This window comes from Pseudomonas brassicacearum (assembly GCF_009601685.2).
GTDB classification, from domain to species: Bacteria; Pseudomonadota; Gammaproteobacteria; order Pseudomonadales; family Pseudomonadaceae; genus Aquipseudomonas; species Aquipseudomonas kilonensis_B.
In genome coordinates this window covers 2,534,030-2,559,937 of record NZ_CP045701.2, presented here as the reverse complement: position 1 = coordinate 2,559,937, position 25,908 = coordinate 2,534,030, and the positions used below count along the sequence as shown (strand labels likewise).

The 25,908-nt window shown below is 59.9% G+C and carries 21 protein-coding genes and 1 pseudogene; 15 read left to right on the top strand and 7 right to left on the bottom strand.

From position 1 onward, the window contains the following. Positions 1-309 precede the first annotated feature (309 nt). The 4 genes and pseudogenes from GFU70_RS29080 to GFU70_RS11260 all read left to right on the top strand — a co-directional run. Positions 310-1,503, top strand: a pseudogene (locus tag GFU70_RS29080) (HAMP domain-containing protein); the annotation flags it as partial. Positions 1,504-1,605: 102 nt separating this feature from the next. Continuing rightward, positions 1,606-2,361 carry a methyl-accepting chemotaxis protein gene (locus GFU70_RS29075; RefSeq protein WP_413468854.1) on the top strand — a complete coding sequence of 252 codons (756 nt, stop codon included), beginning with the start codon at positions 1,606-1,608 and terminating at the stop codon, positions 2,359-2,361. Between the two features lie 117 nt (positions 2,362-2,478). Next, positions 2,479-3,648, top strand: coding sequence for an efflux RND transporter periplasmic adaptor subunit (locus GFU70_RS11265; protein ID WP_153388039.1), 1,170 nt, complete (start codon positions 2,479-2,481; stop codon positions 3,646-3,648). Between the two features lie 3 nt (positions 3,649-3,651). Beyond that, entirely contained in the window at positions 3,652-6,747 is a 3,096-nt protein-coding gene (locus GFU70_RS11260) for an efflux RND transporter permease subunit (protein WP_116642496.1), read from the top strand. Between the two features lie 105 nt (positions 6,748-6,852). Here GFU70_RS11260 and GFU70_RS11255 read toward each other — a convergent pair whose 3' ends face one another. The 4 genes from GFU70_RS11255 to GFU70_RS11240 all read right to left on the bottom strand — a co-directional run bounded on the left by GFU70_RS11255 (position 6,853) and on the right by GFU70_RS11240 (position 11,077). After that, complete coding sequence (locus tag GFU70_RS11255) at positions 6,853-7,701, bottom strand: ureidoglycolate lyase (protein ID WP_153388038.1); 849 nt, start codon at positions 7,699-7,701, stop codon at positions 6,853-6,855. 31 nt (positions 7,702-7,732) lie between these two features. Further along, complete coding sequence (locus GFU70_RS11250) at positions 7,733-8,473, bottom strand: SDR family oxidoreductase (RefSeq protein WP_153388037.1); 741 nt, start codon at positions 8,471-8,473, stop codon at positions 7,733-7,735. Beyond that, complete coding sequence (locus tag GFU70_RS11245; RefSeq protein WP_116642499.1) at positions 8,470-9,852, bottom strand: MFS transporter; 1,383 nt, start codon at positions 9,850-9,852, stop codon at positions 8,470-8,472. The genes GFU70_RS11250 and GFU70_RS11245 overlap by 4 nt, the downstream gene beginning before the upstream one ends. A gap of 274 nt (positions 9,853-10,126) precedes the next feature. Beyond that, positions 10,127-11,077 (bottom strand): LysR family transcriptional regulator, encoded by a 951-nt coding sequence (locus tag GFU70_RS11240; protein WP_058546411.1) that lies wholly within the window; start codon positions 11,075-11,077, stop codon positions 10,127-10,129. Between the two features lie 113 nt (positions 11,078-11,190). Here GFU70_RS11240 and GFU70_RS11235 point away from each other — a divergent pair, with 113 nt between their 5' ends. The 4 genes from GFU70_RS11235 (at position 11,191) to GFU70_RS11220 (ending at position 15,135) form a co-directional block, all read left to right on the top strand. After that, positions 11,191-12,372 carry a fumarylacetoacetate hydrolase family protein gene (locus GFU70_RS11235; protein WP_153388036.1) on the top strand — a complete coding sequence of 394 codons (1,182 nt, stop codon included), beginning with the start codon at positions 11,191-11,193 and terminating at the stop codon, positions 12,370-12,372. 49 nt (positions 12,373-12,421) lie between these two features. Beyond that, complete coding sequence (locus GFU70_RS11230; protein ID WP_116642502.1) at positions 12,422-14,206, top strand: IlvD/Edd family dehydratase; 1,785 nt, start codon at positions 12,422-12,424, stop codon at positions 14,204-14,206. Positions 14,207-14,345: 139 nt separating this feature from the next. After that, a complete protein-coding gene (locus tag GFU70_RS11225) occupies positions 14,346-14,564 on the top strand; it encodes a tautomerase family protein (protein ID WP_003200762.1) in 219 nt (72 codons plus the stop codon). A 100-nt stretch (positions 14,565-14,664) separates the two neighbouring features. Then, a complete protein-coding gene (locus GFU70_RS11220) occupies positions 14,665-15,135 on the top strand; it encodes a DoxX family protein (RefSeq protein ID WP_153388035.1) in 471 nt (156 codons plus the stop codon). A 24-nt stretch (positions 15,136-15,159) separates the two neighbouring features. On the opposite strand, the gene GFU70_RS11215 is transcribed toward GFU70_RS11220, so the two are convergent. Continuing rightward, on the bottom strand, positions 15,160-15,837 hold the full coding sequence (locus GFU70_RS11215; RefSeq protein ID WP_058542727.1) for a TetR/AcrR family transcriptional regulator: 678 nt from the start codon (positions 15,835-15,837) through the stop codon (positions 15,160-15,162). Between the two features lie 149 nt (positions 15,838-15,986). Between GFU70_RS11215 and phlG the strand changes: the two genes are divergently transcribed. Next, positions 15,987-16,868 carry a 2,4-diacetylphloroglucinol hydrolase gene (gene phlG / locus GFU70_RS11210; RefSeq protein WP_153388034.1) on the top strand — a complete coding sequence of 294 codons (882 nt, stop codon included), beginning with the start codon at positions 15,987-15,989 and terminating at the stop codon, positions 16,866-16,868. A gap of 19 nt (positions 16,869-16,887) precedes the next feature. Here phlG and GFU70_RS11205 read toward each other — a convergent pair whose 3' ends face one another. After that, positions 16,888-17,514: a TetR/AcrR family transcriptional regulator gene (locus GFU70_RS11205; protein ID WP_058542729.1), complete on the bottom strand. Its 627-nt coding sequence runs from the start codon at positions 17,512-17,514 to the stop codon at positions 16,888-16,890. 418 nt (positions 17,515-17,932) lie between these two features. Between GFU70_RS11205 and GFU70_RS11200 the strand changes: the two genes are divergently transcribed. From GFU70_RS11200 to GFU70_RS11175, 6 genes are all read left to right on the top strand, one after another. Continuing rightward, the gene (locus tag GFU70_RS11200; RefSeq protein WP_058542730.1) at positions 17,933-19,015 is read left to right on the top strand and encodes a hydroxymethylglutaryl-CoA synthase; all 1,083 of its coding nucleotides are present in this window, start codon (positions 17,933-17,935) and stop codon (positions 19,013-19,015) included. A 31-nt stretch (positions 19,016-19,046) separates the two neighbouring features. Next, positions 19,047-20,243: a thiolase family protein gene (locus GFU70_RS11195; protein ID WP_058542731.1), complete on the top strand. Its 1,197-nt coding sequence runs from the start codon at positions 19,047-19,049 to the stop codon at positions 20,241-20,243. Between the two features lie 10 nt (positions 20,244-20,253). Then, positions 20,254-20,694 carry a Zn-ribbon domain-containing OB-fold protein gene (locus GFU70_RS11190; RefSeq protein ID WP_014337947.1) on the top strand — a complete coding sequence of 147 codons (441 nt, stop codon included), beginning with the start codon at positions 20,254-20,256 and terminating at the stop codon, positions 20,692-20,694. Positions 20,695-20,851: 157 nt separating this feature from the next. Beyond that, the gene (locus GFU70_RS11185; RefSeq protein WP_058542732.1) at positions 20,852-21,901 is read left to right on the top strand and encodes a type III polyketide synthase; all 1,050 of its coding nucleotides are present in this window, start codon (positions 20,852-20,854) and stop codon (positions 21,899-21,901) included. A gap of 132 nt (positions 21,902-22,033) precedes the next feature. Beyond that, positions 22,034-23,299, top strand: a complete 1,266-nt coding sequence (locus tag GFU70_RS11180; protein WP_153388033.1) for an MFS transporter — start codon at positions 22,034-22,036, stop codon at positions 23,297-23,299. Beyond that, a complete protein-coding gene (locus tag GFU70_RS11175) occupies positions 23,299-24,222 on the top strand; it encodes a hypothetical protein (protein WP_058542734.1) in 924 nt (307 codons plus the stop codon). Before GFU70_RS11180 ends, GFU70_RS11175 begins: the two co-directional genes overlap by 1 nt. Positions 24,223-24,583: 361 nt before the next feature. On the opposite strand, the gene GFU70_RS11170 is transcribed toward GFU70_RS11175, so the two are convergent. Next, complete coding sequence (locus tag GFU70_RS11170) at positions 24,584-25,837, bottom strand: OprD family porin (RefSeq protein ID WP_058542735.1); 1,254 nt, start codon at positions 25,835-25,837, stop codon at positions 24,584-24,586. Between the last annotated feature and the right edge of the window lie 71 nt (positions 25,838-25,908).

Below are 25,908 nucleotides of genomic sequence, written 5' to 3'. Positions count from 1 at the left end.
GGGCTGGCTGGCGCTGTAGGAGCTGTCGAGCGAAGCGAGGCTGCGATCTTTTCAGCCCCATTGAGTCTCAAGCGAAAGATCAAGATCAAAAGATCGCAGCCTTCGGCAGCTCCTACCGCAGGCCAGCGAGCGTTCTGTGGCACAGCTTCAGCGTTTTATTGAGTGAACCGCATTAGCCCAGTGCCGGAGCACAACGGCTGCCGATTCGGGATAACCGGTAGGCGCTTCCTGCCGCAAGATAACCTCGCCCACCGCTCAGACAGTGCTGGGCCCAAAACAATAAAGCCCCTAAGCGTAGGTAACTTCAGCATGTTCTTCGCTCGTCTCTCTATCCAATGGCGGATCACGCTCCTGAGTGGGCTGTGCCTGCTGGCCGTCGTCGGGGCATTGACCGGCGCCTCCCTGTATCAGAACCAGCAAGGCGCAACGCTGCTCAAGCAACAGAGCAGCCAACTGCTCGGCCGCTCGGCCTTGGAAGGTTTGCAGGCACAGGGTCTGGCCCACGGTCAGCGGGTGGAACGCTTTTTCAGCGAAACAGCGATCTATGGGGAAGGATTTGCCCAACAAGTCATGCAACTGCGCGCCCAAGCGTGGAACGGGCGACTGACGCCAGGGCAACTGCGCAGGGACCTGATCGCCGCGACCCGCCAAGCCCTTCAAAACCGCGAAAAAGTCCTCGGCTTCTACGTGGTGCTGCTTCCCGACGCACTGGTTGGTGAAGATGCTGGTTTCATTGGCCAACGCGATCTGGCCGGCAACGAAAAAGGTCGCTTTGCCCTGTATTGGTCGCAAAGCCAACCTGGGCAACTGGTGCAAGAGGTGCTCAGCGAAGCCCAGATCAGCGCCAACACCGCGCCACCGGGCAGCGAGCCAGCAAACGCCTGGTACCTCTGCCCACAGACCCAGGGGCGCACCTGCGTGACAGAGCCCTATGCGATTGAAGTCGAAGGCCAGAAGACGTTGATGAGCAGCATCTCCATACCGTTGCTGGACCAGGGCAAAGTCATCGGCGTAGTGGGTATGGACATCAGCCTCGATACCCTCCAGCAACTGGCCGCCAGCCTTGCCAACGACCTGTACCCCGGTCACAGCGAGATCAACATTCTTTCTCCGTCAGGGCAAGTTGCCGGCCATAGCGGCACGGTCGACGGCGCCTCCGTCGACGTTCAGCAAGCCGTGCAAACCGTTCCCGCCAATACCCCCTGGCAATTGCAGATACGCGTGCCTGAGTCGCTTGTGCAAGCGCCGGCCCTGCAAATGCAGGCCCAGTTGGACGACAAGCGTCGCCAGGCCAATTGGCTCAACCTCAGCCTGGGCTTGCTCGCCAGTTGCCTGGGCTTATTGCTTATCTGGCTGACGGCCTACGGCGTCACACGCCCCTTGCTCAGGGTGGCGCACATGCTCGACGCCATTGTCGAAGGCGACGGTGATCTCACCCAGCGCCTGCCCAACGACCGCCACGATGAATTGGGTCAACTGGCGAAGGGCTTCAACCGCTTCCTCGATAAATTGCAGCCCATCATCCGCGATATCCAGCAAGCGTCCCTGGACACCCGCGACACCGCCGATACATCGGCGCAGGTGGCCCGGGAAGTCAGCGCCGGCATGCACACGCAGTACCGGGAAGTCGAGCTGGCAGCGACCGCCCTGCATGAAATGAGCACCAACGCCCAGGAAGTCGCCCGTCACTCCCACCAGGCGGCCGATGCCGCCACCGTCGCCGAAAACGCCAGCCGATCGGGACGTGAATTGTTCGCCAACGCGGTCACCAGCATCGACAGCCTGGACCGGCGTCTGGAGACGACGCTTGAGCAAGTGCAGGCGCTGGCCGGCAACAGTCAACACATTGGCCAGGTGCTGGACGTGATCTGCGCCATTGCCCAGCAGACCAACCTGCTGGCCTTGAATGCCGCCATCGAAGCGGCCAGGGCCGGTGAACAGGGACGCGGCTTCGCGGTGGTGGCGGATGAAGTTCGCCATCTGGCCAGCAACACGCAGAACTCGGTCGAGCAGATACGCACCGTGATCGAAGCGTTACAACAGTTGAGCCAGGAAGTGGTGCACAGCACCCAATTGAGCCGCGAACAGGCCAGAGACAGCGTCGCTCAGGTCGAAAAGACCCAGGCGGCGCTGCAGCACATCAGCGATGCCGTGGAAGTGATCGAGCACATGAACCAGCAGATCGCCAGCGCGGCCCTGGAGCAAAGCGCCGTGGTGGAAGACATCAGCCATCGCGTCAGTGACATTCGAGGGATCAGCGAAACATTGACCGGCCAGATGGAACAAGCATCGCAGGCGAGCCACTCGCTGCATGCCATGGCCAACCGTCAACAGCAGTTGGTGGGGCATTTTCGGATCTAGTGGCCCCTGAAACAGACCACTAGGGTGATTACACAATTTCACACACCCCCTACAAAGCTTCACCCCTGCCATTGGCCTCGCTCCCTACCATGGGCGGTTCAATATTGGGGAAGCACCATGTCCAAGATTCCTTTCGTCGCACTGGGCCTGTTGGTCGGGGCACTATTGCTCAGTGGCTGTGATAGCGCCTCGCCCCCGCAAGCATCCGCCCCGCTGGCAAGCGTGCGTGTCGAAACCGTCCAGGCCCGGCCACTGTCGATCAGCAACGAGCTGAGCGGCCGCATCGCCGCACCGCGGGTGGCCGAAGTCCGGGCCCGGGTGGCCGGTGTGGTCTTGCAGCAGGTGTTTCGTGAAGGCCGCGACGTCAAACAGGGCGAGGTGCTATTTCGCATCGATCCGGCGCCCTTCAAGGCCGACCTGGACAGTGCCCAGGCCGCGTTGCGCAAGGCCGAGGCCAATGCATTCCAGGCCCGCTTGCAGGCGCAGCGCTACGCCCAATTGATCGATGACAAGGCGATCAGTGGCCAGGATTACGACAACGCCCGGGCCAGCGTGCGCCAGACCGCCGCCGACGTCGCTGCCAACAAGGCCGCGGTGGAACGGGCGAAGCTGAACCTGGGGTACGCCACGGTGACCGCGCCGATTTCCGGGCGTATCGGTCGCGCCCTGGTAACGGAAGGCGCCCTGGTGGGGCAGAACGAAAGCACGCCGTTGGCGCTGATCCAGCAACTGGACCCGATCTACGCCGACCTCACCCAATCGACCCGCGAACTCAATAACCTGCGCCGCGCCTTTCGCACAGGGCTTTTGCAAGCGGTCGGCCAGGGCCAGGCCAAGGCCACGTTGATTCAGGACGATGGCAGCCCCTATCCGCTGCCCGGCAAATTGCTGTTCACCGACCTCAGCGTCGACCCGAGCACCGGCCAGATCACCCTGCGCAGCGAATTCCCCAACCCCGACCTGGACCTGCTGCCCGGCAGCTTCATTCGCGTGCGCCTGGAACAGGCGGTCAACAGCCAGGGCATCACCGTGCCGCAACGGGCGATCCTGCGCGACAGCGCCGGAGTTGCCCAGGTATTGCTGCTGGACGCCGAGCAGAAGGTCAGCCAACAACCGGTGCAACTGGGCGCCGTGCAAGACGATCGCTGGGTCGTCACGCAGGGTTTGAAACCCGGCGACCGCATCGTCATCGAAGGCCTGCAACACGCCCGCCCCGGCGAGCAAGTCCGGATCGACGATTCCCCACTTCCCCTCGCCCAGGTTCCCGGGCCACAGGCAGGACATTAAGCCATGCCGCAATTCTTCATCGACCGTCCGGTATTCGCCTGGGTCGTCGCGCTGTTCATCCTGTTGGCCGGGATCCTTGCCATCCCGCAACTGCCGGTGGCGCAATACCCGGTCGTGGCCCCGCCACAAATCGAGATCTACACCGTCTACCCGGGCGCTTCGGCGCAAACCGTGGACGAAAGCGTGGTCAGCCTGATCGAAGAAGAACTCAACGGCGCCGACAACCTGCTGTATTTCGAATCCCAGAGCAGCCTGGGCAGCGCCACCATCACCGCGACTTTCCAACCCGGTACCAACCCGGAACTGGCCCAGGTCGACGTGCAGAACCGCCTCAAGGCCGTGGAGTCGCGCCTGCCGCAGGCGGTGACCCAGCAAGGCTTGCAAGTGGACAAAGTCTCTGCCGGTTTCCTGTTGCTGATCACCCTCACCTCCAGCGACGGCAAGCTCGACGACGTGGCCCTCAGCGACTACCTGGCGCGCAACGTGATGAACGAGATCAAGCGCCTGGACGGCGTCGGCAAGGCCCAGTTGTACGGGGCCGAACGGGCCATGCGGATCTGGATCGACCCGCAGAAACTCGTCGGTTTCAACCTGACCCCGGCCGACGTCAACGCCGCCATCGTGGCGCAGAACGCCCAGGTGTCGGCCGGCAGCCTGGGGGATCTGCCGAGCCGCAGCACCCAGGAAATCACCGCGACCATCGTCGTCAAAGGCCAGCTCAACACGCCGCAAGAGTTCGCCGACATTGTGCTCAAGGCCAACCCCGACGGCTCGACGGTGCGCATCGCCGACGTGGCCCGGGTGGAAATCGGCAGCCAGGAATACCAGTTTTCCACGCGCCTGAACGGCAAGCCCTCCACGGCCGTGGCCGTGCAACTGTCGCCAGGCGCCAATGCCTTGAACACCGCGACCCTGGTGCGCAAGAAAATGGACGAGCTGTCGCGCTACTTCCCGGCCGGCGTGGAATACAAGATCCCCTACGACACGTCGCCGTTCGTCAAGGTCTCGATTACCAAGGTGATCTATACCCTCGGCGAGGCGATGTTGCTGGTGTTCGCGGTGATGTTCCTGTTCCTGCAGAACATCCGCTACACCCTGATCCCGACATTGGTGGTGCCGGTGGCGCTGATGGGCACCTTCGCGACGATGCTCGCGCTGGGGTTCTCGATCAACGTGCTGACGATGTTCGGCATGGTGCTGGCCATCGGCATCCTGGTGGACGATGCCATCGTGGTGGTGGAGAACGTCGAGCGGATCATGGCCCAGGAAGGGTTGTCGCCCAAAGAGGCCACGCGCAAGGCCATGGGGCAGATCACCGGGGCAATCATCGGCATCACCCTGGTGCTGGTGGCCGTGTTCATTCCGATGGCGTTCATGCAGGGCTCGGTCGGGGTGATTTACCAGCAGTTCTCACTGTCGATGGCGACCTCGATCCTGTTCTCGGCCTTTCTCGCCCTGACCTTGACCCCGGCGCTTTGCGCGACCTTGCTCAAACCCGTCGCCCAAGGTGACCACCACGCCAAGACCGGTTTCTTCGGCCTGTTCAACCGTGGTTTCGACCGATTCGGCGAGCGCTATCAAGGTTGGGTGGCCCATGCGGTGAAACGCAGCGGCCGTTATCTGCTGATCTACGGCGTGTTGCTGGTGGGCATGGGCCTGCTGTTCAGTCGCCTGCCCTCCTCGTTCCTGCCGGTGGAAGACCAGGGCTATACCATCACCGACATCCAGCTGCCACCGGGTGCCAGCAAGAATCGTACGGTGCAGGTGGTCGAGCAGATTGAAGCCCACAACGCCGGCGAACCAGGGGTCGGTGACAGCACGATCATTCTCGGTTTCAGCTTTTCCGGCAGCGGGCAGAACGCGGCCCTGGCCTTCACCACCCTCAAGGACTGGTCGCAACGCGGCGCCGATGATTCGGCGGCATCCATCGCCGACCGCGCCAATCTGGCGCTGAGCCAGATCAAGGACGCCATGGTGTTCTCGGTGCTGCCACCGCCGGTGGATGGCCTGGGCACCTCCAGCGGTTTCGAGTTCCGTTTGCAGGACCGTGGCGGCCTCGGCCATGCCACCTTGATGCAGGCCCGCAGCGAATTGCTCGCCGCCGCCGAAAAAAGCCCGGTGCTGATAAATGTGCGTGAGAGCGCCCTGGCGGAGGCGCCGCAGGTGCAATTGGAGGTCGACCGCAAGCAGGCCAATGCCCTGGGCATTTCCTTTGCCGACGTCGGCAGTGTGTTGTCCACGGCAGTGGGGTCGGCCTACATCAACGACTTTCCCAACCAGGGGCGCATGCAACGGGTGGTGGTCCAGGCCGAAGGTGACCAGCGCAGCCAGGTCGAGGATCTGTTGAAAATTCACGTGCGCAACAACAGCGGGAAAATGGTCCCGTTGTCAGCCTTCGTCCAGGCCCGCTGGACCCAGGGACCGGCGCAACTGACCCGCTACAACGGCTATCCGGCGGTGAGCATTTCCGGCGAACCGGCACCGGGCTACAGCACCGGGCAAGCCATGGCCGAAATCGAACGGCTGGTGGCCCTGGGGCCGACGGGCCTGGGCCAGGAATGGACCGGGTTGTCCTTGCAGGAACGCTTGTCCGGCAGCCAGGCGCCGATCCTGCTGGGCCTGTCGCTGCTGGTGGTATTCCTGTGCCTGGCGGCGCTGTACGAGAGCTGGTCGATCCCGACCTCGGTGTTGCTGGTGGTACCGTTGGGTGTGCTCGGCTCGGTATTGGCCGTGTCGTTGCGCGGCATGCCTAACGATGTGTTCTTCAAGATCGGGCTGATCACCATCATCGGCCTGTCAGCGAAAAACGCGATCCTGATCATCGAGTTCGCCAAGAGCCTGTACGACGAAGGCCACGACCTGATCGACGCCACGCTCCAGGCGGCACGCCTGCGCCTGCGGCCGATCATCATGACCTCGCTGGCCTTCATCCTCGGGGTGGTGCCGCTGGCGATCGCCACGGGCGCCAGTTCGGCGAGCCAGCAGGCCATCGGTACCGGGGTGATCGGCGGGATGATCAGCGCCACGCTGGCGGTGGTGTTCGTACCGGTGTTTTTCGTGGTGGTGATGAAGCGTGTCAGGCGTGTTGATCCCAAGTGAGGCTAGCCGGGCCAGCGCTATCGCGAGCAAGCTCCCACATTGGAGCTTCAGCGGACACAATATCCGCGTGCATCCGGAGTCCTTCTGTGGGAGCGGGCTCAGCCCTCAGTCCGCCTGCACCGTGACCTGGCGCTGTTCGCCCAAGCCCTGGATTCCCAGGCGCATGGTCTGGCCCGCCCGCAGGAACACCGGGTTGGGCTTGATGCCCAAGCCGACGCCGGGCGGCGTGCCGGTGGAGATCACATCCCCCGGTTGCAGGCTCATGCACCGGCTCAGATAGGCAATCAGTTGCGGCACGCTGAAGATCAGCGTTCGGGTATTGCCGTTCTGATAGCGGTGTCCGTCGACCTCCAGCCACAGGTCCAGCGTATGCGGGTCGGTAATTTCGCCCCGAGTCACCAGCCATGGTCCAAGGGGGCCGAAGGTGTCGAAGCCTTTGCCCTTGTCCCAGGTACCGCCGCGCTCCAGTTGCCACTCGCGCTCGGACACATCGTTGATGATGCAGTAACCGGCGACATGCTCCATGGCATTGGCTTCGTCGATGTAGCGCCCGCCTTTGCCGATGACCACGCCCAGTTCAACTTCCCAGTCGGTCTTGAGCGAGCCGCGCGGGATCTGGATGTCGTCGTTCGGCCCGCAAATGGCACTGGTCCACTTGTTGAAGATGATCGGCTCTTTCGGCACTTCCATATTCGACTCGGCCGCATGGTCGGCGTAGTTCAGGCCGATGCAGATGAATTTGCCGACCTGCCCGACGCAAGCACCGATCCGTGGCTGGCCGACCACGATCGGCAGGCTGCGCGGGTCAAGGGCGGCGAGCGCTGCCAGGCTGTCCGGGCCGAGGGCTTGCCCGGCGATGTCCGGCACATGGCCCGACAGGTCGCGGATCTGGTTGTCGGCATCCAACAGCCCGGGCTTTTCCGAACCTTTTTCGCCGTAGCGCAATAGTTTCATGTCGTGCTCCTGCTCAAGTGAAGACCGGGGTTCAGAGGCTCATGCCACCGTCGATGATGTGGATGGCTCCCGTGGTGTAGGCGGACGCATCGCTGCCCAGGTACAACGCCAACTGCGCGATCTCTTCAGTGTGGCCGATGCGGCCCATGGGCTGGCGGTCGAGAAATTGCCGGTAGACCTGCGCCTCATCGACGCCCTGCTGCGCGGCCTGGTCGGCGATGCGCTGGCGCAACGAGGGTGAATCCACGGTGCCCGGGCAGATCGCGTTGCAGCGAATGCCCTGGCTGACGAAGTCGATGGCGACGGCCTTGCTCAGGCCCACCACCGCGGCCTTGCTGGTGGCATAGGCGAAGCGATTGGGCACGCCCTTGACGCTGGAGGCCACCGACGACATGTTGATGATCGAACCGCCGCCACGGGCCAACATGCCCGGCAGGAACGCATGGATCAACCGGTACATGGCCGTGACATTGAGGTCCATCGAACGAGCCCAGGCGGCTTCGTCGCAGTCGAGGATGTTGCCGCTGTGCACGAAGCCTGCGCAGTTGAACAGCACATCGAGCCCACCGACGCGCTCGCAAACGGCGCTGATGGCCGCAGGCGACGTGACGTCCAAGGGCATGGCGGTGATGCCTTCGATTCCCGCCAGTGCCTGGGTATCGATGTCAGTGGCGAACACCTCGGCCCCGGCCCGGGCGAAGGCCATGGCGCTGGCCAAGCCAATGCCCTGCGCCGCTGCCGTGACCAGTACGCGCTTGTTTTGTAGATTCATGCGGTCTCCAGTTGTGCTGCCGTGGCGGCGTGCTTGGGAGCCCTGCCGAGCATCGAGGCGGGAATGGCCAGGATCAGTCCACCACTGACCAAAAGACACAAGGCCAGCACATAGGTACCGTTATTGATGTTGCCGGTGAGGGTTTCGGCCACAGCGGTGATCATCGAACCGGTGAAGCCCGACAGGTTGCCGATGGCGTTGATCATGCCAATCCCGGCTGCGGCGGCGACGCCCGACAGCACGGTGCCCGGCAGGGTCCAGAATATCGGCATCAGGCTGAGGATCCCCGAAGCGGAAACACTGAGAAAGAGCACGGACAACACCAGGTTGTCGGCGAAGAACGCGCTGAGGATCAAGCCGACGCCGCCAATGAACGCCGGAATCGCCGCATGCAAGCGCCGCTCACCGGTGCGGTTGGAGTGCCGGGCGTTGAGCAGCATCGCCACCACTGCCACCGAATAAGGAATGGCGGTCAGCAAACCGATGTGCAAACTGTTGGTAACGCCGGTGCTCTTGATGATCGACGGCATCCAGAACGCCAGGCCATAGAAGCCGGTGTTGAAGGTCAGCAGGATCAACACCAGCAACCACACCCGAGGATTGAAGAACACTTCACTCAAGCGGGTGGCCTTGCCCTGGTTGTCGGTTTGCAGATTGGCCTTGAGCAGGGCTTTTTGCGCCGCAGACAGCCATTTGGCTTTGTCGATGTTGTCGGCCAGGCAGACGATCACCACGACCGCCATGATGATCGAAGGAATGCCTTCGATGAGCAGCATCCATTGCCAGCCAGACAAGCCATGCACCCCTTGCATGCTGTTCATCAGCCAACCGGAGAGTATCCCACCCAGGGTCAGGCTGACCGGTAACGCCAGCAGGAACCCGGACATCACCCGGCTCTGCCGATGGGTCGGGAACCAGTAGTTGAGGTAGAGGATCACGCCAGGGAAGAAGCCGGCTTCGCAAATGCCCAACAGGAAACGCAGCACATAGAACATCGTGCTCGATTCGAGGTGGAAGAAAGCCGCCAGCGGCACGGTGTAGGCCACGGCCATGGACACCACCGCCCAGGTCAGCATGATCCGGGCAATCCAGAACCGCGCGCCAAAGCGATGCAGCAACAGGTTGCTGGGGACTTCGAAGAGGAAATAGCCCCAGAAAAACATACTGGCGCCCAAGGCATATACGGTGTTGCTGAACTGCAGCTCGTTGAGCATATCGAGCTTGGCGAACCCGATGTTCACTCGATCGAGGTACGCCGCCATGTAACACAACAGCAACACGGGAAGGATGCGCCAGATGACCTTGCGGTAGGTCCGGTCTTCGAAATCCAATTCGCAGGCGGGAGCCTGCGCGGGCAACTGCTCGGAGATGGTTTGCATGAGGTAACCCCTGATTGTTTTTATTGGGTCACGTCGAATGAGCGAATCATCCGGCGATTGAACGAGGACTCTACTGTCGGGAATCGATTCTTTCCCAATGGCATTTTTGGATTAGTTGATAACGATGCGTTATCGAATGATCTTCAGACCCATGGAACCTGTGACGAGTCATCTGTGGGAGCAAGGCTTGCCCGCGATGAAGACGACGCGGTCTGAGGGGAAACGAGGCGCCTGCATCGCGGGCAAGCCTTGCTCCCACAGATTCATACTGCCCTTAAGCAGGCTGCATGGCGGCCAGGCGGGCGTTGTCCTTGAGGATCTCGGCGAACTCCAGCGCCGCACCCACCAAGGGCTCATCCTTGCGCGTGAGGATGCCGTAGTCCTGCGGCACCAGGCGCAGCGGGGTGTCGAGGGTCTTGAGTTGACCGCTTTCGAGCAGCGGATCGACCATCGCATTGGGCAGCATGCCGATCATGGGCCCGCGTTGCAGCACCTGGAGGAAGGTCTGCATGGAAATGGTGTCGATGGTGTTGCGCGGCATTCCCACCCCGGCCTCGGCGAAGGCCAGCTCCATGCGTGCGCGAATCGGCGTGCCGACCGGATAGAGAATCCACGGCAAGTCCACCAGTTGCTGCAAGGAGACCGGGCCCGCGCCGGCCAATGGATGGCAATGGTTGACCACGATGCAGAACGGTTCCGGGGCCAACGGTTGGAAATCATAGCGCTGCTGCTGGCTTTGATCGGTAAAACGGGCCACCGCCAGGTCGAGCGTCTTCTCTTCAAGCATCTCCATCAGGTGGTTGCTGGTCTGCTCCACCACTTCAATCGACAGCAACGGCCAGCGCTGCTTGATCTGCAGGATCGCCTCAGGCAAGGCCACTGCAGTGGCGGCGAAGATCCCACCGACCTTGAGAAAGCCGTGGCCCCCTTCGCGCAAGCTGCTGATTTGTTCGACGAACGAGCGCGCATCATTCAAGGCAATCTGCGCGTACCGCAGTACGTGCTCGCCCAAGGCCGTGGGCGGCATGCTCCGTGGCAGCCGTTCGAACAGGGCAAAGCCGAGCAGGCTTTCGATTTCCTTGAGCATCTTGCTGATGGCCGGCTGGCTGAGGTTCATCTGCTGCGCCGCCAAGTGCATGTTGCGGGTGCGCCCCAAGGTGTCGATCAGCAGCAAATGGCGGAATTTGAGCCAGCCACAGAAGCTGGAGAAGGACAGATCTGACATGGCAATTCCTCAGGCCGGCGATAACCCGACGTTATCAAATACTGAATATATCTCATTGGAGTTTATCGAGCGGCCACCCTAGCGTGAAGGCTTTACCAACAGGAAGACTTGCCATGTCGCTACCGCTTACTCCCGAGAACACCCTGCCCGTCGATGGCGTGGCCGGCACCCTGATTGGTCGTGCCTGGGTGCCAGGCCGAATCGCCGGGCCTTCGCCCATTGCGTTGCGCAGCGACGGTGTGTTCGATCTCTCGGATCGTTTTGCGACATTGAGCGATTTACTGGAAACCGAATCGCCGCTGGCCGCCGTGCGACAGACGCCCGGCACCTTCATCGCCAGTGTCCAAACCCTGCTGGCCAACACCGGCCCTGATGCCGACCCGAGCAAACCGTCGCTGTTGCCGCCACTGGACCTGCAAGTAATCAAGGCCGCCGGCGTGACCTTCGCCGCCAGCATGATCGAACGTGTGATCGAGGAACAAACCGGCGGCGATGCAGCGAAGGCCGAAGCCGTACGCGCCACGGTGCACAGCGTGATCGGCGACAACCTGCGCGCGATCGTGCCGGGTTCCGAGCAAGCCATGCGCCTGAAGGCCTTGCTCATCGAACAAGGCATGTGGTCGCAGTACTTGGAAGTGGGCATCGGCCCGGATGCAGAAATCTTCACCAAGGCACCGGTCCTGGCCGCCGTGGGCAGCGGCAGCCGCATCGGCATTCATCCAGGCTCGCAATGGAACAACCCGGAGCCCGAAGTGGTGCTGGCCGTGAACAGCCGCGGCCAGATCCTCGGCGCCAGCCTGGGCAACGACGTCAACCTGCGAGATTTCGAAGGCCGCAGTGCGCTGTTGCTGAGCAAGGCCAAGGACAATAACGCCTCCTGCGCCATCGGGCCGTTCATTCGCCTGTTTGACGAGCACTTCAGCCTGGATGATGTACGCGCCTGCGTGGTCGACCTCCAGGTACATGGCGAAGATGGCTACCGCCTGCACGGTTCCAGCTCCATGAACCAGATCAGCCGCGACCCGCAGGACCTGGCAGGCCAGACGCTCAACGCCAATCACCAATACCCGGATGGTTTCGTGCTGTTTCTCGGTACCCTGTTCGCCCCCACCGAAGACCGTGACCATGCCGGCAGCGGTTTCACCCACAAACGCGGTGACGTGGTCAGCATCAGCAGCCCGTTGCTCGGCAGCCTGCATAACCAGGTGACCCACAGCTGCGATGCCGCCCCCTGGACCTTTGGGGTCAGCGCCTTGCTGCGTAACCTCGCCGCCCGAGGACTGCTGGACCGCTAAAACACCACGACCGTGACCGATTCATCCAATTACAAGAGAGAAATGAATCATGAGTGACACGCCAAAACGCCGCCTGCGCAGCGAGCAATGGTTCAATGACCCTGCCCACGCGGACATGACCGCCCTGTATGTCGAACGCTACATGAACTACGGGATGACCCGCGAAGAGCTGCAATCGGGACGCCCGATCATCGGCATCGCCCAGACCGGCAGCGACCTGACCCCCTGCAACCGTCATCACCTGGAACTGGCACAGCGGGTCAAGGCCGGCATCCGTGATGCCGGTGGCATTCCCATGGAATTCCCGGTGCACCCGATCGCCGAACAGTCGCGCCGTCCCACTGCCGCCCTGGACCGCAACCTGGCATACCTGGGGCTGGTGGAGATTCTTCACGGTTACCCATTGGACGGCGTGGTGCTCACCACCGGCTGCGACAAGACCACCCCGGCCTGCCTGATGGCTGCGGCGACCACCGATCTGCCGGCCATTGTCCTGTCCGGCGGGCCGATGCTCGACGGCCACCACAAGGGCGAACTGATCGGCTCGGGCACTGTGCTCTGGCATGCGCGCAACCTGATGGCCGCCGGCGAGATCGACTACGAAGGCTTCATGGAAATGACCACCGCGGCATCGCCATCGGTGGGTCACTGCAACACCATGGGCACCGCCTTGTCGATGAACGCCCTGGCCGAAGCCCTGGGCATGTCGCTGCCCGGTTGCGCGAGCATTCCGGCCCCCTATCGCGAGCGCGGGCAAATGGCTTATGCCACCGGCAAGCGCATCTGCGAGCTGGTGCTGCAAGACATACGCCCATCACAAATCATGACCCGCCAGGCCTTCGAGAACGCCATCGCCGTCGCCTCGGCCTTGGGCGCCTCAAGCAACTGCCCGCCGCACCTGATCGCCATCGCCCGGCACATGGGCGTCGAGCTGAGCCTGGAGGATTGGCAACGGATTGGCGAGGATGTGCCGCTGCTGGTCAATTGCATGCCGGCGGGCAAGTACCTGGGCGAAGGTTTCCATCGGGCCGGAGGCGTGCCCTCGGTCATGCATGAACTGCAAAAAGCCGGGCGCCTGCATGAAGACTGCGCCACGGTCAGCGGCAAGACCATCGGCGAAATCGTCAGCAACAGCCTGACCAGCAACACCGACGTGATCCATCCCTTCGACACCCCGCTCAAGCACCGGGCTGGCTTCATCGTGCTCAGCGGCAACTTCTTCGACAGCGCGATCATGAAGATGTCGGTGGTGGGCGAAGCGTTTCGCAAGACCTACCTGTCCGAGCCCGGCGCCGAGAATAGCTTTGAGGCCCGAGCCATCGTGTTCGAAGGACCGGAGGACTACCACGCGCGGATCGACGACCCGGCGCTGGACATCGACGAGCGCTGCATCCTGGTGATCCGTGGCGTTGGCACCGTGGGCTACCCCGGCAGCGCCGAAGTGGTGAACATGGCCCCTCCGGCCGCGCTGATCAAACAAGGCATCGACTCCCTGCCCTGCCTGGGCGACGGGCGCCAGAGCGGCACATCAGCGAGCCCATCGATCCTCAACATGTCCCCGGAAGCGGCGGTGGGCGGCGGCCTGGCGTTGCTGAAAACCAACGACCGGCTGAAAGTGGACCTGAACACCCGCACCGTGAACCTGCTGATCGACGACGCCGAGATGGCCCAGCGCCGACACGAATGGACGCCGAACATCCCGCCTTCGCAAACACCCTGGCAGGAGCTGTACCGGCAACTGGTGGGGCAACTGTCCACGGGGGGCTGCCTGGAGCCGGCGACGTTACATTTGCGCGTGATCGCCCGCAGCGGTGAGCCGCGTCACTCGCACTGAGTCCAGGCCGCCGATTGTTCGCGCGTGTTGAATGCTGATGACAATCCAGAGGGATTTATTCCATGGGCCTAAAGGGCAAAGATGCGCGCCAGGGGTCATTTTCCCTACCGCATCTTTCTCACATCCACGGAGTAGATCCATGCCATTTGCCAACTACAAATTCCCCGAAGGAATCCTGGACCACGCCCGCAAGGAAGAGATCATCCATCGCACCACAGAAATGTTCGTCGAGTACTTTGGCGAGGGGGTCCGTCCGTTCACTATGGTCCTGGTCGAAGAGGTTGCAGACGGCGGCTGGGGGCGCGCCGATGAAACGTTGACACTGGCGAAGATGGGGCTGCCCGCCAAAGGACAATAGTGCCTTTGGAGCATTCAGAGGTGTATCGACCTCGTACCGTGTCGGGGTCGCTATCGACGTCATGCATCAGCGCTTCACGCAACCCTGCCAGGGATTTCCCATGACAACTCAAGATCTACCATCACTGCGCTACGCGGTGGCCACGATGACTGCACGAGTCGCCCGCTTGGAACCTTACCTGTACGCCATGCTGCGGATCGTCTTCGCCGGGGTCCTGTTTACCCACGGCTTGCCGAAGGTTCTGCGCACCGCCCATGGATCGATGGCTGATCCAATGACCGCGTCGATCAACCTCATCCAGAACGTGATGGGGCTGCCTTTGGCTGCGCAGCTTGCCTTCCTGGTCATGCTCCTGGAGACAGTCGGTGCGCTCATGCTGGCGATGGGGCTTGGCACGCGACTCGTCGCACTGCTGATTGCCATTGAGATGGTCGCAATCAGCTACGCACTGGGACCGACCTGGCCCTGGATAGATCGAGGCATCGAGTTTCCTGTGCTGATGGGATTTCTTGCCCTCTACATCGTCGCGCGCGGCGGCGGTGCCTACTCATTGGACACGCGCCAGCGGTAAACCCTGATAACAGTGGATTGCGCGTCAGTTCGTAGCATCGTGCGCAGTCGCCGCCACGGCCTGGAGCCCACCAAGGGCATAACTCATCATGTGATCTATCAAACCCTGCGGCTCGAGATTCAAGCCTTGCAGTACATGCTGTTTTAACGGCTGATGGGCTATCAGCAAAAAAAGACAGGGGGCGAAAACGCTGATGGCGCTGCGCAACGTTGTCGGGTGATCCGCAGGCAAATTCATGATTTGTCCAAGCAACCCACGCAGGATGTGCGCCTTGGGAAACGACTGCTCCTTGAGCACCACCTCAAACTCGGGAGAAGGCGAAAGCACTTCGCGCGTGAGCACTTTCAGCGCCCAGCCATCCGGATGGTCGTGCAGGCGTTCGACCAACACGGTGATGAGCGCACGCAATTTGTCTTGCGGTGTACCTGGCCGCTCGTTAAGCGAAACCAGTGTTTCCATCCGCACCAACCGAGCGTGGGCTTCGAGCAATACCGCGCGGTACAGGCCCTCTTTGTTTACGAAGTGGTAATTCACCGCCGCACTGTTGGCTTGCGAACGTTCGCAAATCTGCTTGCTGGTGGTGTTGGCCAAGCCCTGTTCGGCAAACAGCTCACCCGCTTTTTCCAGAATCTGCAACCGCGTTGCCTGCCCATCGAGCCGCGAAGCGCGAGGCAGGGAAGGCTTGCCAATGGCATTGTCCATGAGCTCATCTCTTTATAGTTCTAATTCAAATTTGACTTTTTATTTAAGCCTACCTATTTTGGTCCCGTCATTGTCCCCTTTACAACACCACGTGAGGACTTTGCAGCCGATGCTGCGGGCTTTTCACGCACTACCAAGGAAATACCGTCATGGAAGCGCGCGTAATGACACCTTTCACCTACTTCTCATTGCCAATGCAGAAGCAGTTCCTGGCCAATCAGCGGGCCATCCAAGGCAAACCCTACGCCGACTTTTTCCGCTCCAAGATCAGCGTGCCGCTCAGTGCCGTCGAAAAAATACAGCAAGGCCCCATGCCCCTGGCTGACACCTTGACGCCCAGCGTTGAAGACCTTAACCGCATGCTCGCCGCCGATTTCATTAGCGAAGAGGCCGGTTACGCCCTGCTGCCAGGGCCGATGGCCTACGTGCAAAGTCGCAAGTTTTTCCCCAACTGCACAGCCGAGATGCTCAAGTGGTGGTTCATGTGGCACCCACTGGAGGCTGAACGCTACACCCTGTGGTTTCCTTATGCCCATGTGGAAAATCCCTGCGTTCATCACGAACGCCTTCTCGACAATACCCTGAGCTTCGAGGAGCGTTTATATGGCAATACCTTTTGCGCCTCTGAGTACGTCGGTGACCGCCTTATGCACCTGCACATCGATTTCAGGGACCCCTGCGAGCTGGGCTTCTGTCCGGACCTGTACCGCGAATCCAACATAGACGGCAGCGTCAGCGCCTTGATGAGCCTGGCCCACGAACCGCAAGTGCCAGTGTCATTGATGGCGCACTTGTTCAAGGAATGCCCGGAGGGTTTGTACCTGACGAGCCGTTACTGGGTCGGCAGCCACCCTGCGATGCAGCGTTTTCCAGGCGCCGAGCGAGCCGCTCAGCTACTGGAAGAAAACGGTCTGGGGGAAGTGGAGCTGGAAACCCTGGCTTATGAATTTGCAGTGCATGACTTGTGTGAGTTCAACCACCTGGCCAGCATCCTGCCGAGCCTTCATGCACAATTCAGTGGCGCAAAGTAAGGACAACCCCACCCGATAATCAGGCTTCGGCGGCGCCCTGAACCGCTGCCGAATTCGTGCGCAGTACCCCGTTCATCAGAAGTGTCGTGAATTCATTGATATCCGCTTCCACCTCCAACTGCTCGGTCAACAGCCGGTACCAGCAAAACCCGAAGATCATGTCCAGGAGCAATTCACGCGACGTATCCTTGGGCAACTCGCCTTGCTGAATGGCATTTTCCACCAGCTTGCGAGGCAACTCCCTACGTCGTTCCATGAATTCGTCTTTCAGTTTGGGCAGCGTGCTGGGATCGAGTTGGGCCTCAGCAATGACACACCGAAAAGCCTCCCCGCAAATCGTTTCTCGCCAGACCTTCCAGAGATTGAGCAGCAAGAAATTGAGGTTCTCCTTGAAGGAGCCTTTATCAGGCTCTTTTCGAATCTGCTCGCTTTCACTCTCGTAGACCTCGGCGATCAAGGCTGCCTTGTTACCCCACCATCGGTAGATTGTCGGTTTACTGGCGCCAGCACGGCGGGCCACAGCCTCGATGCTCAACCCCGAATAACCGCACTCCTTGAGTGTTTCTATGGCAGAAATAATGATCGCTTTGTGCGTGTGAGGGCTCCTCAATGAGCCAATGGAGCTCCGAGATGGTTTACGGGCCATAAATCAAAATCTCCAATATGGCGCTTGACAAAAGAGACTCAAGGTATAGGATTCTCTCGAAAAGCAATGAAACGGATCGTTTCGTTTTGTATGTTTATTAGATCTCAGCTTCTGCTTAGCAGCGGGTCTCTTGAGCGCTTATTGCCTCCATGTAGGGAAATCGGAGAAGGAAATTCATAAATTTTTAACGCGACCTTAACGATACGGCACGTTTCGTATCATACATAATGATTGGACGGAAATAAACCTATTGTTCACAGGTTGACCGGCAGGTTCTGCCTCTTGAACCCGCCGATTTACGGGGCATAGGACCGCCAGTATCACTTTGCGAGCACCAATAGATAGTTTCTAAATATTTCATGCACCTGTCACGGCTTTCCGCCAGCGGGTGAAAGAACGGAATCTGGAGGAAGTACACATGAATAAAGTAGGAATTGTGAGTTACGGCGCGGGCATCCCGGTCTGCCGGCTCAAGGTGGACGACGTGATCCAGGTGTGGAAAAACACCGATCTGAGCTTGGTAAAGGGTCAATTGGGCGTTCTTGAAAGGGCTGTGCTGCAACCTGACGAAGACGTCATCACCTTGGGCGTGCTCGCCGCCCAACGCGCGCTGGACAAAGCGCCGCCTTGTCCCCTTGAAGCGCTTTATCTTGGCACCTGCACCAATCCTTATGACTCCCGGGCCTCGGCCGCGATCATCCTGGAAATGCTCGGCTGCGGCTACGACGCCTTTTGCGCAGACGTGCAGTTTGCCGGCAAATCAGGCACCAGCGCCCTGCAGATTGCATACGCCCTGGTGGCATCGGGCATGGTGGGCAACGCTTTGGCGGTGGGCGCCGATACGATCAACCGCAACACCGCCCCCGGTGATTTGACAGAATCCTATGCCGGAGCGGGGGCCGCTGCCCTGCTGTTGGGTACAGAAAATGTGATCGCGCATTTTGACGCAAGTTTTTCTTGCGCGGCAGATGTCGCTGACAACATCAGGCCTCAGGGGGATCGCTATATCCGGTCGGGAATGGGACTGGGCTCGGACAAGAACAGCATCGGCCTTGAAGACCAGACTCGTCGTGCCGCCTCGGGATTGATGGCCAAGATCCATGCGCAGGCCGGTGATTTCGATTATGTCGTCTTCCAGCAAAACCTGGTGTCGACCCCCTACTCTCTTGGCAAGCACCTGGGATTCACAACGGCGCAAATCGAACCTGGCATCTATGCCCAGAGTGTCGGTGATGCTGGGGCTGCGAGCCCTTTGCTGGGCTTGGTCAACGTCCTCGATCAAGCGCGTCCCGGTGAAAGAATCCTGGTGGTTTCCTATGGGTTTGGTGCGGGCAGCGATGCCATTGCCTTGACCGTCACCGACGCCATCGAAGCCTATCAAAAGACCAACGTTCCGCTGCGCACGCTGCTGGAGGATAAGTACTACGTGGATTACGGGACGTCGATCAAGTACGAGTTCAAATACTTGCGGCCTGACTATGCCCTGACGGCCTATCTCTGATTCCAATCCATCTAGCAAGGAGCACCTTCTTATGTGCGCACGACGCGTCGCTATCGTTTCGGCTGCCTATACCCCTAAACCGGGCAGTTCCAGGGTTCGTCAGACTTTCAAGGAGATGATCGTCGAGTCCGCCTACCAAGCACTCAACGCCATCAAGATGCATCCGCGCGAACTCCAGGCAGTTGCCTATGGTTACCACGGTGAAGGCATTTCCGAATACGGAGGCCTGGGCCCGACCATTTCCGATGCTTTGGGTATCAGCCCTGCCCCCACGTTCATGAGTACCGCCAACTGCACCAGCAGTTCGGTGTCTTTCCAGATGGCTCACCAAATGGTCGCCTCAGGTGAATACGACATCGTCCTGTGCGGCGGCTTTGAAAAAATGACCGACCACATCAACTATGCCGAATACATTGGCTCCAGCACTGAATGTGAATACGATTATTTTCTAGGCATCTCACACACAGACGCCTTCGCCCTGGCGACCGCCGAATATTTTGAAAAGTTCGGTTATGCAGGACGCGAAGCGGATGTATTGGCGACTTTTGGGCGGCAGATGCGTATCTATGCCCATAACACCCCCACGGCTACCCGTTATGGCGTGCCAATTCCGTCCCTCGAAACACTCAAGAGCAGCGAAGCATGCGGCTCGATGTTGGCCTGGGGTGAAGCCAGCGGCTGCGCCATCCTGGTCGCCGAACACCTTGTGCACCGTTACACGACCCAACCGGTATTTATCCGTGGCTGTGCCTACACCGGCGTATCGCACTATTTCGGCACGCGCTACCACAACCCGACGTTGCAATTTCCGGGGCTGCCAAAAGATGTAGGCATGGCGGTTTCCGCCAACTCGATGGCCTGCGCCGAAATCGCCTACAAAAAAGCCGGTATCACCGCAAAGGATATCGACGTGGCGCAAGTCTATGACTTGCTGGGCGCCGGGTTGATTCAAATGGAGTCCATGGGCGTATGTGGTCCAGGCCAGGCAGGCGACTTTGTATTGGAAGGCGGTATCGCCCTTGATGGGCAACTTCCCCTGAACACTGACGGCGGCAATATCGGACGCGGCCACGCCTCCGGTTGCGATGGGATTTTGCACATTACTGAATTGTTCCGACAGCTTCGCGGCGAGTCCAACAACCAAGTCAAAGGCGCCCGTATCGGTGTCTCGCAAAACCTGGGCGGTTACGCCGCGCACAACAGTGTCATTGTGCTTTCCAACGATTAAGGAGCCGACCATGTCCCTTTACCCTGAACAGATTCACCGCATGACCACCGCCAGCATGTTGCGCGAATGGCGCGAGCATGGCGGCAAATACCGTCTCGAAGGCAGTCGCTGCCAGGATTGCGAAGAAATTTTCTTCCCACGGCGCACCGTCTGCGGCGCGTGCAATTCGTTGAATGTAGAACCGTATCGCTGCGCACGCACCGGCACCATCCAAGTCAGCGCCCATGCCGAGAATCCGATACTGGCAGCCATGGGCTATGGCGAAACCGTGCCCCGCTTCATGGCGATGGTGCGTCTGGATGATGGCCTGGTGATTGCCTCGGAAATCGTTGATGTCATCGATCCCCGGCAAGTCGTCAGCGGTGCGCCCGTGCGCATGGTTATTCGCAAACATGTCCGGGAAAGCAACTTGGCCTGGCAATATGCCTATAAGTTTGTATTGGTGAAATAACAAACAGGCGTGCGCCACACCCCGTTCTTTCGATAACAACAGTCAAGTTTTTTGGCTCTCCAGCCCGCTGCTTTGATTCTGCCTTTCAGAGTCCTGCTTTGCAGTCATTGCCTTAAATGTGCTTCTAACTTTATTGGCTTCTAGCCGAGGACTTGTCATGTCTACTCTTTGCAAACCCAGTCTGTTGTTTCCGCAATACAAGATCACCCAGCAACAAATGATCGAGCATCTAGAGCAGTTGCATGATGATCACCCACGAATGGCACTTGCCAAACGAATGATTCAAAACACACAGGTGAACGAACGGCACCTGGTCCTGCCTATCGATGAACTGGCGGTGCATACCGGCTTCACCCACCGCAGCATCGTTTATGAGCGCGAAGCCCGCCGCATGTCATCCATCGCGGCGCGCCAAGCCATTGAGAACGCCGGGCTGACTATCGACGACATTCGCATGGTCGCCGTGACATCGTGCACGGGTTTCATGATGCCTTCGCTGACGGCCCACTTGATCAATGACCTGGGCCTGCGAACGTCGACCGTACAACTGCCCATCGCGCAATTGGGCTGTGTAGCAGGCGCTGCGGCGATCAATCGTGCCAATGATTTTGCCAGCCGGGCGCCGGACAACCATGTTCTTATCGTCTCCCTGGAGTTTTCGTCGCTCTGCTATCAACCCCAGGACACCAAGTTGCACGCGTTCATATCGGCGGCGTTATTCGGCGATGCCGTATCGGCCTGCGTCATGCGCGCCGATGACCAGGCGCCTGGTTTCAAGATCGCCAAGACCGGGTCTTACTTCCTGCCAGACAGCGAGCACTACATTAAATACGACGTTAAAGACAGTGGCTTTCACTTTACCCTGGACAAGGCTGTGATGAACTCCATTAAAGATGTCGCACCGATGATGGAGGAATTGAACTACGAGACCTTCAATCAACATTGCGCTCAAAATGACTTTTTCATCTTCCATACCGGCGGACGGAAAATTCTTGATGAACTGGTCCTGCAACTGGACCTGGAAGCGGGCCGGGTCGCGCAGTCTCGCGACAGTTTGAGTGAAGCCGGGAACATCGCCAGCGTGGTGGTCTTCGATGTGCTCAAGCGCCAGTTTGACAGCGGGCTTGTCGATGGCGCGACGGGCATGCTGGCGGCCTTCGGCCCCGGTTTCACCGCTGAAATGGCCGCGGGCACTTGGGTCGCCTGACAAACCCGATAAAACACCGGCACCCAGCCAGGGGCACACCCGCCCCTGGCTGCCGGAGTATGGATCGCAGGCGTTCACCTCGTTCGAGAGGGCTTCGAAAGCGCTAGGGAAAGAAGGGGAAGGAACATGGAGATGAAGTATCTGGTCGCTCGACCTTGGGGTGGCTATGAAAGACGCATGATCACGCTTCTATCGCTGAGCTTCGGGCTGGTAGGACTGGACAGGTTCATTATCATGCCACTGTTCCCGGTGATCATGCATGACTTGGCCCTGGACTATCAGGACTTGAGCATGTTGTCGGCCATCCTGGCATTTGCATGGGGAGGCTCAGCTTTGTTCATGGGCGCCGCCATCAGGGTACTGGGCCCCAAGAAGTTGCTGGTGCTGTCGATCACCTTGCTATCCCTGCTGGCCGGTGCGTCGGCATTGATCACCAGCCTGGTGGGCCTGGTGCTCTTGCGTGCCTTGATGGGCGTCTGTGAAGGTGCCTTCACTCCCGTCAGTATCATTGTCACCGATGAAGTCTCGCAGCCTTGCCGGCGCGGACTCAATCTAGGTATTCAACAGGCCTTGTTCCCCATCATCGGCCTGTGCCTCGGACCGCTGCTGGCAGGTGTCCTGCTTGAAGTGTTCGGATCCTGGCGCGCCGTATTCGCCATCATTTCGTTACCCGGCCTGTTAGTGGCCTGGTACCTGTATAGAACCTATCAACCGACCCAGATGCCCGGCACGGCGTCGATTGCACATACCTCCAAAAGCCAGTGGAGGACGGCCCTGTCCAGCGGGAATGTGCGGCTCAATATTGCCTTGATGCTTTGCATACTGACGTGCCAGTTCGTTCTGTGTGCCCTGCTCCCCAGCTACCTGACAGACATTCTGCACCTGAGCAACTTCTCCATGGCCATGATCATTTCTGCCATTGGCCTGGGTGGTTTTTTTGGCCAGTTGGTCATTCCCGGCCTGTCCGACCAACTGGGTCGCAAGCCCGTGGTTTCCACCTGCTTCATGATCAGCGCGCTGTTGGTGGGTTTATTGATCATCAGCCCACCGCTGCCCTGGCTACTGTTCCTTCAATTATTTTTCTTGTCCTTTATCAACTTCAGCCTGATCTGCATAACGGTCGGCCCACTGACCAGCGAGTCAGTGCCGCCCAGTTTATTGGCCACCGCGACGGGCCTGGTGGTGGGCTGTGGAGAGATTCTCGGAGGGGGCGTCGCGCCTGTCTTCGCCGGCTACATCGCCATGACGTGGGGACTCACCGCAATACTGTTCCTGGCACTGGCCGGAAGTGTCACGGGGGGCTTGCTGTCCTTATGGCTCAAAGAGGCAAACCCGGCTTTCAGCCGACTCAAGGACTACGCCCCCCTGTCCGCACGCTTGACCCTGGAGGATAAGTGATGACCCATTATGTAATGTTGCTGGACTCTCCAGTGCCACGAGGAGGCCTTGGCGTATTTGACTTCAAGTCCGGCCAAAGCCGTGAAGTGCGTCCACCCCAGGGAAATCTTTATGAAGCCCTGGCCCATTGCGCTGATCGGAATATGGACTGGGAGTCCTATCTCAAGGACCTGCCGTCCACGCCCTACCCGCTTACGCCCACGGCGATGAAATACCGGCCGCCGCTCAAGCCCGATAGCAATCTATTGGTCCAGATCAGCGAAATCACGCTCTGTACCGCCAAGACAGAACAAGCCTGGTATTACAAAGGTAACGGCCGGTTGCTCAAGACCGACGGCGACCCTTTGCAGGTGCCTTATCATTCACAAAGCATCAGTAGCGAGCCGTGCATTGTCTGCCTCTATTGGGTCGACCCGTTTGGCGCGCTGCGCTTCATTGGTTTTACCCTGGGCAACGATATTCACGATCATGTATTGCACAGCCGTGATGCCATTTCTGCAACGCATGCGCACTTGCGCACCTGTGCGATTGCCCCGGCATTGATCGTGGGGGAATTGCAGGCTGACTTGGCCATCAATGTCCAGATAGAGCGCGACGGCCAGCCGTTGACGGCAAGTCACCATCGGATGAGTTTGCATCGCTGGCAGAGTTTGCGCCGATATTCGCAAGAGTTCCTGGAGAAACATGAGCAGTTTCTCGAGCCTGGGCTGGTTCACTACGTGTTTCACAGCTTGAGCCATCGCACCGCGAACGTGCCGCTCCAGCACGGTGACTGGCTCAGCATTGACTGCCCCGAGCTGGAATTGGCCATGAGCAATCAAATCGTCGAAGAGGAATTGGTTTCGCTGGTCCCCCTACCCGCACGACGCGCGCCTGAGCATGGTTGTATCGACCGGCCCTTGCCCGTGCCGAAAAAGTTCTGATCCCCAAACGTATGGAACAAATCCGGGCCATTTCGTTAAAGGCCCGGACTATGTTGACTGAAGCATTGCAATTGCCACTTGCGCCGTGGCATTGCCGATTTCCTGCATGCCCCCGCCGATCTCTTGAGCCATGCGGTTGAGGTTGAGAACCCGACTCACATCGCGCACCACCGAATCTTGGTCGCGCAGGGCTGCGCCTGCATTAGCTGCCGAGTGCAACGAGGCTGCGATCTTGTCCAGGACTGTTAAGTCGCAAGCGAAACGATCAAGATCAAAAGATCGCAGGCTTCGCCAGCGCCTACAGTGCCGAGCGGAAGCAATCCCTTGCCAAAGGTCCATCTTTTTTACTGGACGGCTCTACCTACCAGAGGGCGATGTCGTAGGTGAAGTAGATCCGGTTGCTGTCACGGCCACGGGAAAAGTCCGAGCGATAGACGTAGTTGCGCAGCTTCACCCCCAGCCCCTTGAACGTGCCCTGCTGCACCACGTAGGCGATCTCTGCGTCACGCTCCCACTCTTTGACGGCGGTATTGGACTTGCCGTCGTTGCCGCTCAGGTAGCGGGTGGAAAATGTCAGGCCAGGTACGCCTAGGCGAGCGAAGTCGTAGCCGTAACCGAGCATCCAGGTTTTCTCGTCTTCCTCGATGAACTTGCCGATCCCGACGTTGCTGAAGGTGTACACCGTGGCACCGCTGACATAAGGCAGGCCCGCCTCGCCGCTGAGGGTTTGGTAGCCGGCGCTCAACGTGTGGCCGACAACCGCGTAGGACAGCGACCCGCTGAGCATGTCGTTGTCGATCTTGCCGCCGTAGGCCGACCCCGAATCGACGCTGTTGAAGTAGCGCAGGTCGCTGGTCAATACCCCAGCGCCCAAGGGCAAATCATGTTGGATGCCAGCAAAATTCTGTCGATAGAAATTCTCCAGCTCGCCGTAGAAGTAGCTCAGGCGGATGTGCTTGCCCAGCTTGTAGTCGGCGCCGGCATAGCTGAAGTCACCGGACTTATCGCCGCCGTAGCCATCGGGCACGATGGGCATGCTGTCGCTCGAATCCCGCAGCTTGAAACGCTCCAGATGGCCGCCGGTGACGGTGAGGTTGTCGACATCATTGCTGCTGATCTGGGTGCCTTGGTATGTCTGGGGCGACAGCCGCGAATCGTTGTAGACCAGCACCGGGCTCTTGGGCAGCAAGGTGCCGTATTTGATCGTGGTCTTGGCCACTCTGGCCTTGGCGGTCAACCCTGCGCTGGCAAACTCGTCGGCGGCGCGACCGTCGTCATGCACCGGTAGCAGGCCGGTGCCGCTGCGACCACGCCCGGAGTCGAGCTTGACCCCGAGCAGGCCCAGGGCATCAACCCCGAACCCAACGGTGCCCGGCGTAAAACCTGACTGGTAATCCAGCAGCAAGCCCTGGGCCCATTCGGTGCGCTCACTCTTGGCGGTCCTCGCAGCCCGTGGGCTCATACCGTGCTCGTCGCGGAAATTTTCGTTGAAATAGACGTTGCGCAACTGCAGCTTGAGCTTGCTGTCGTCGATGAAACCTTCGGCGCTGGCCGAGGCCAGGGGCAGCAAGCCCAGGATTGGAAACAAAGCCCTGCGGATAAGCAAAGTGGTCATGTCTAATCTCATTGTTGTTATTTAACGTGCAGGCCAGCGCACGCCCGCTTGCGGGGGCGTGTCAGGCAGGA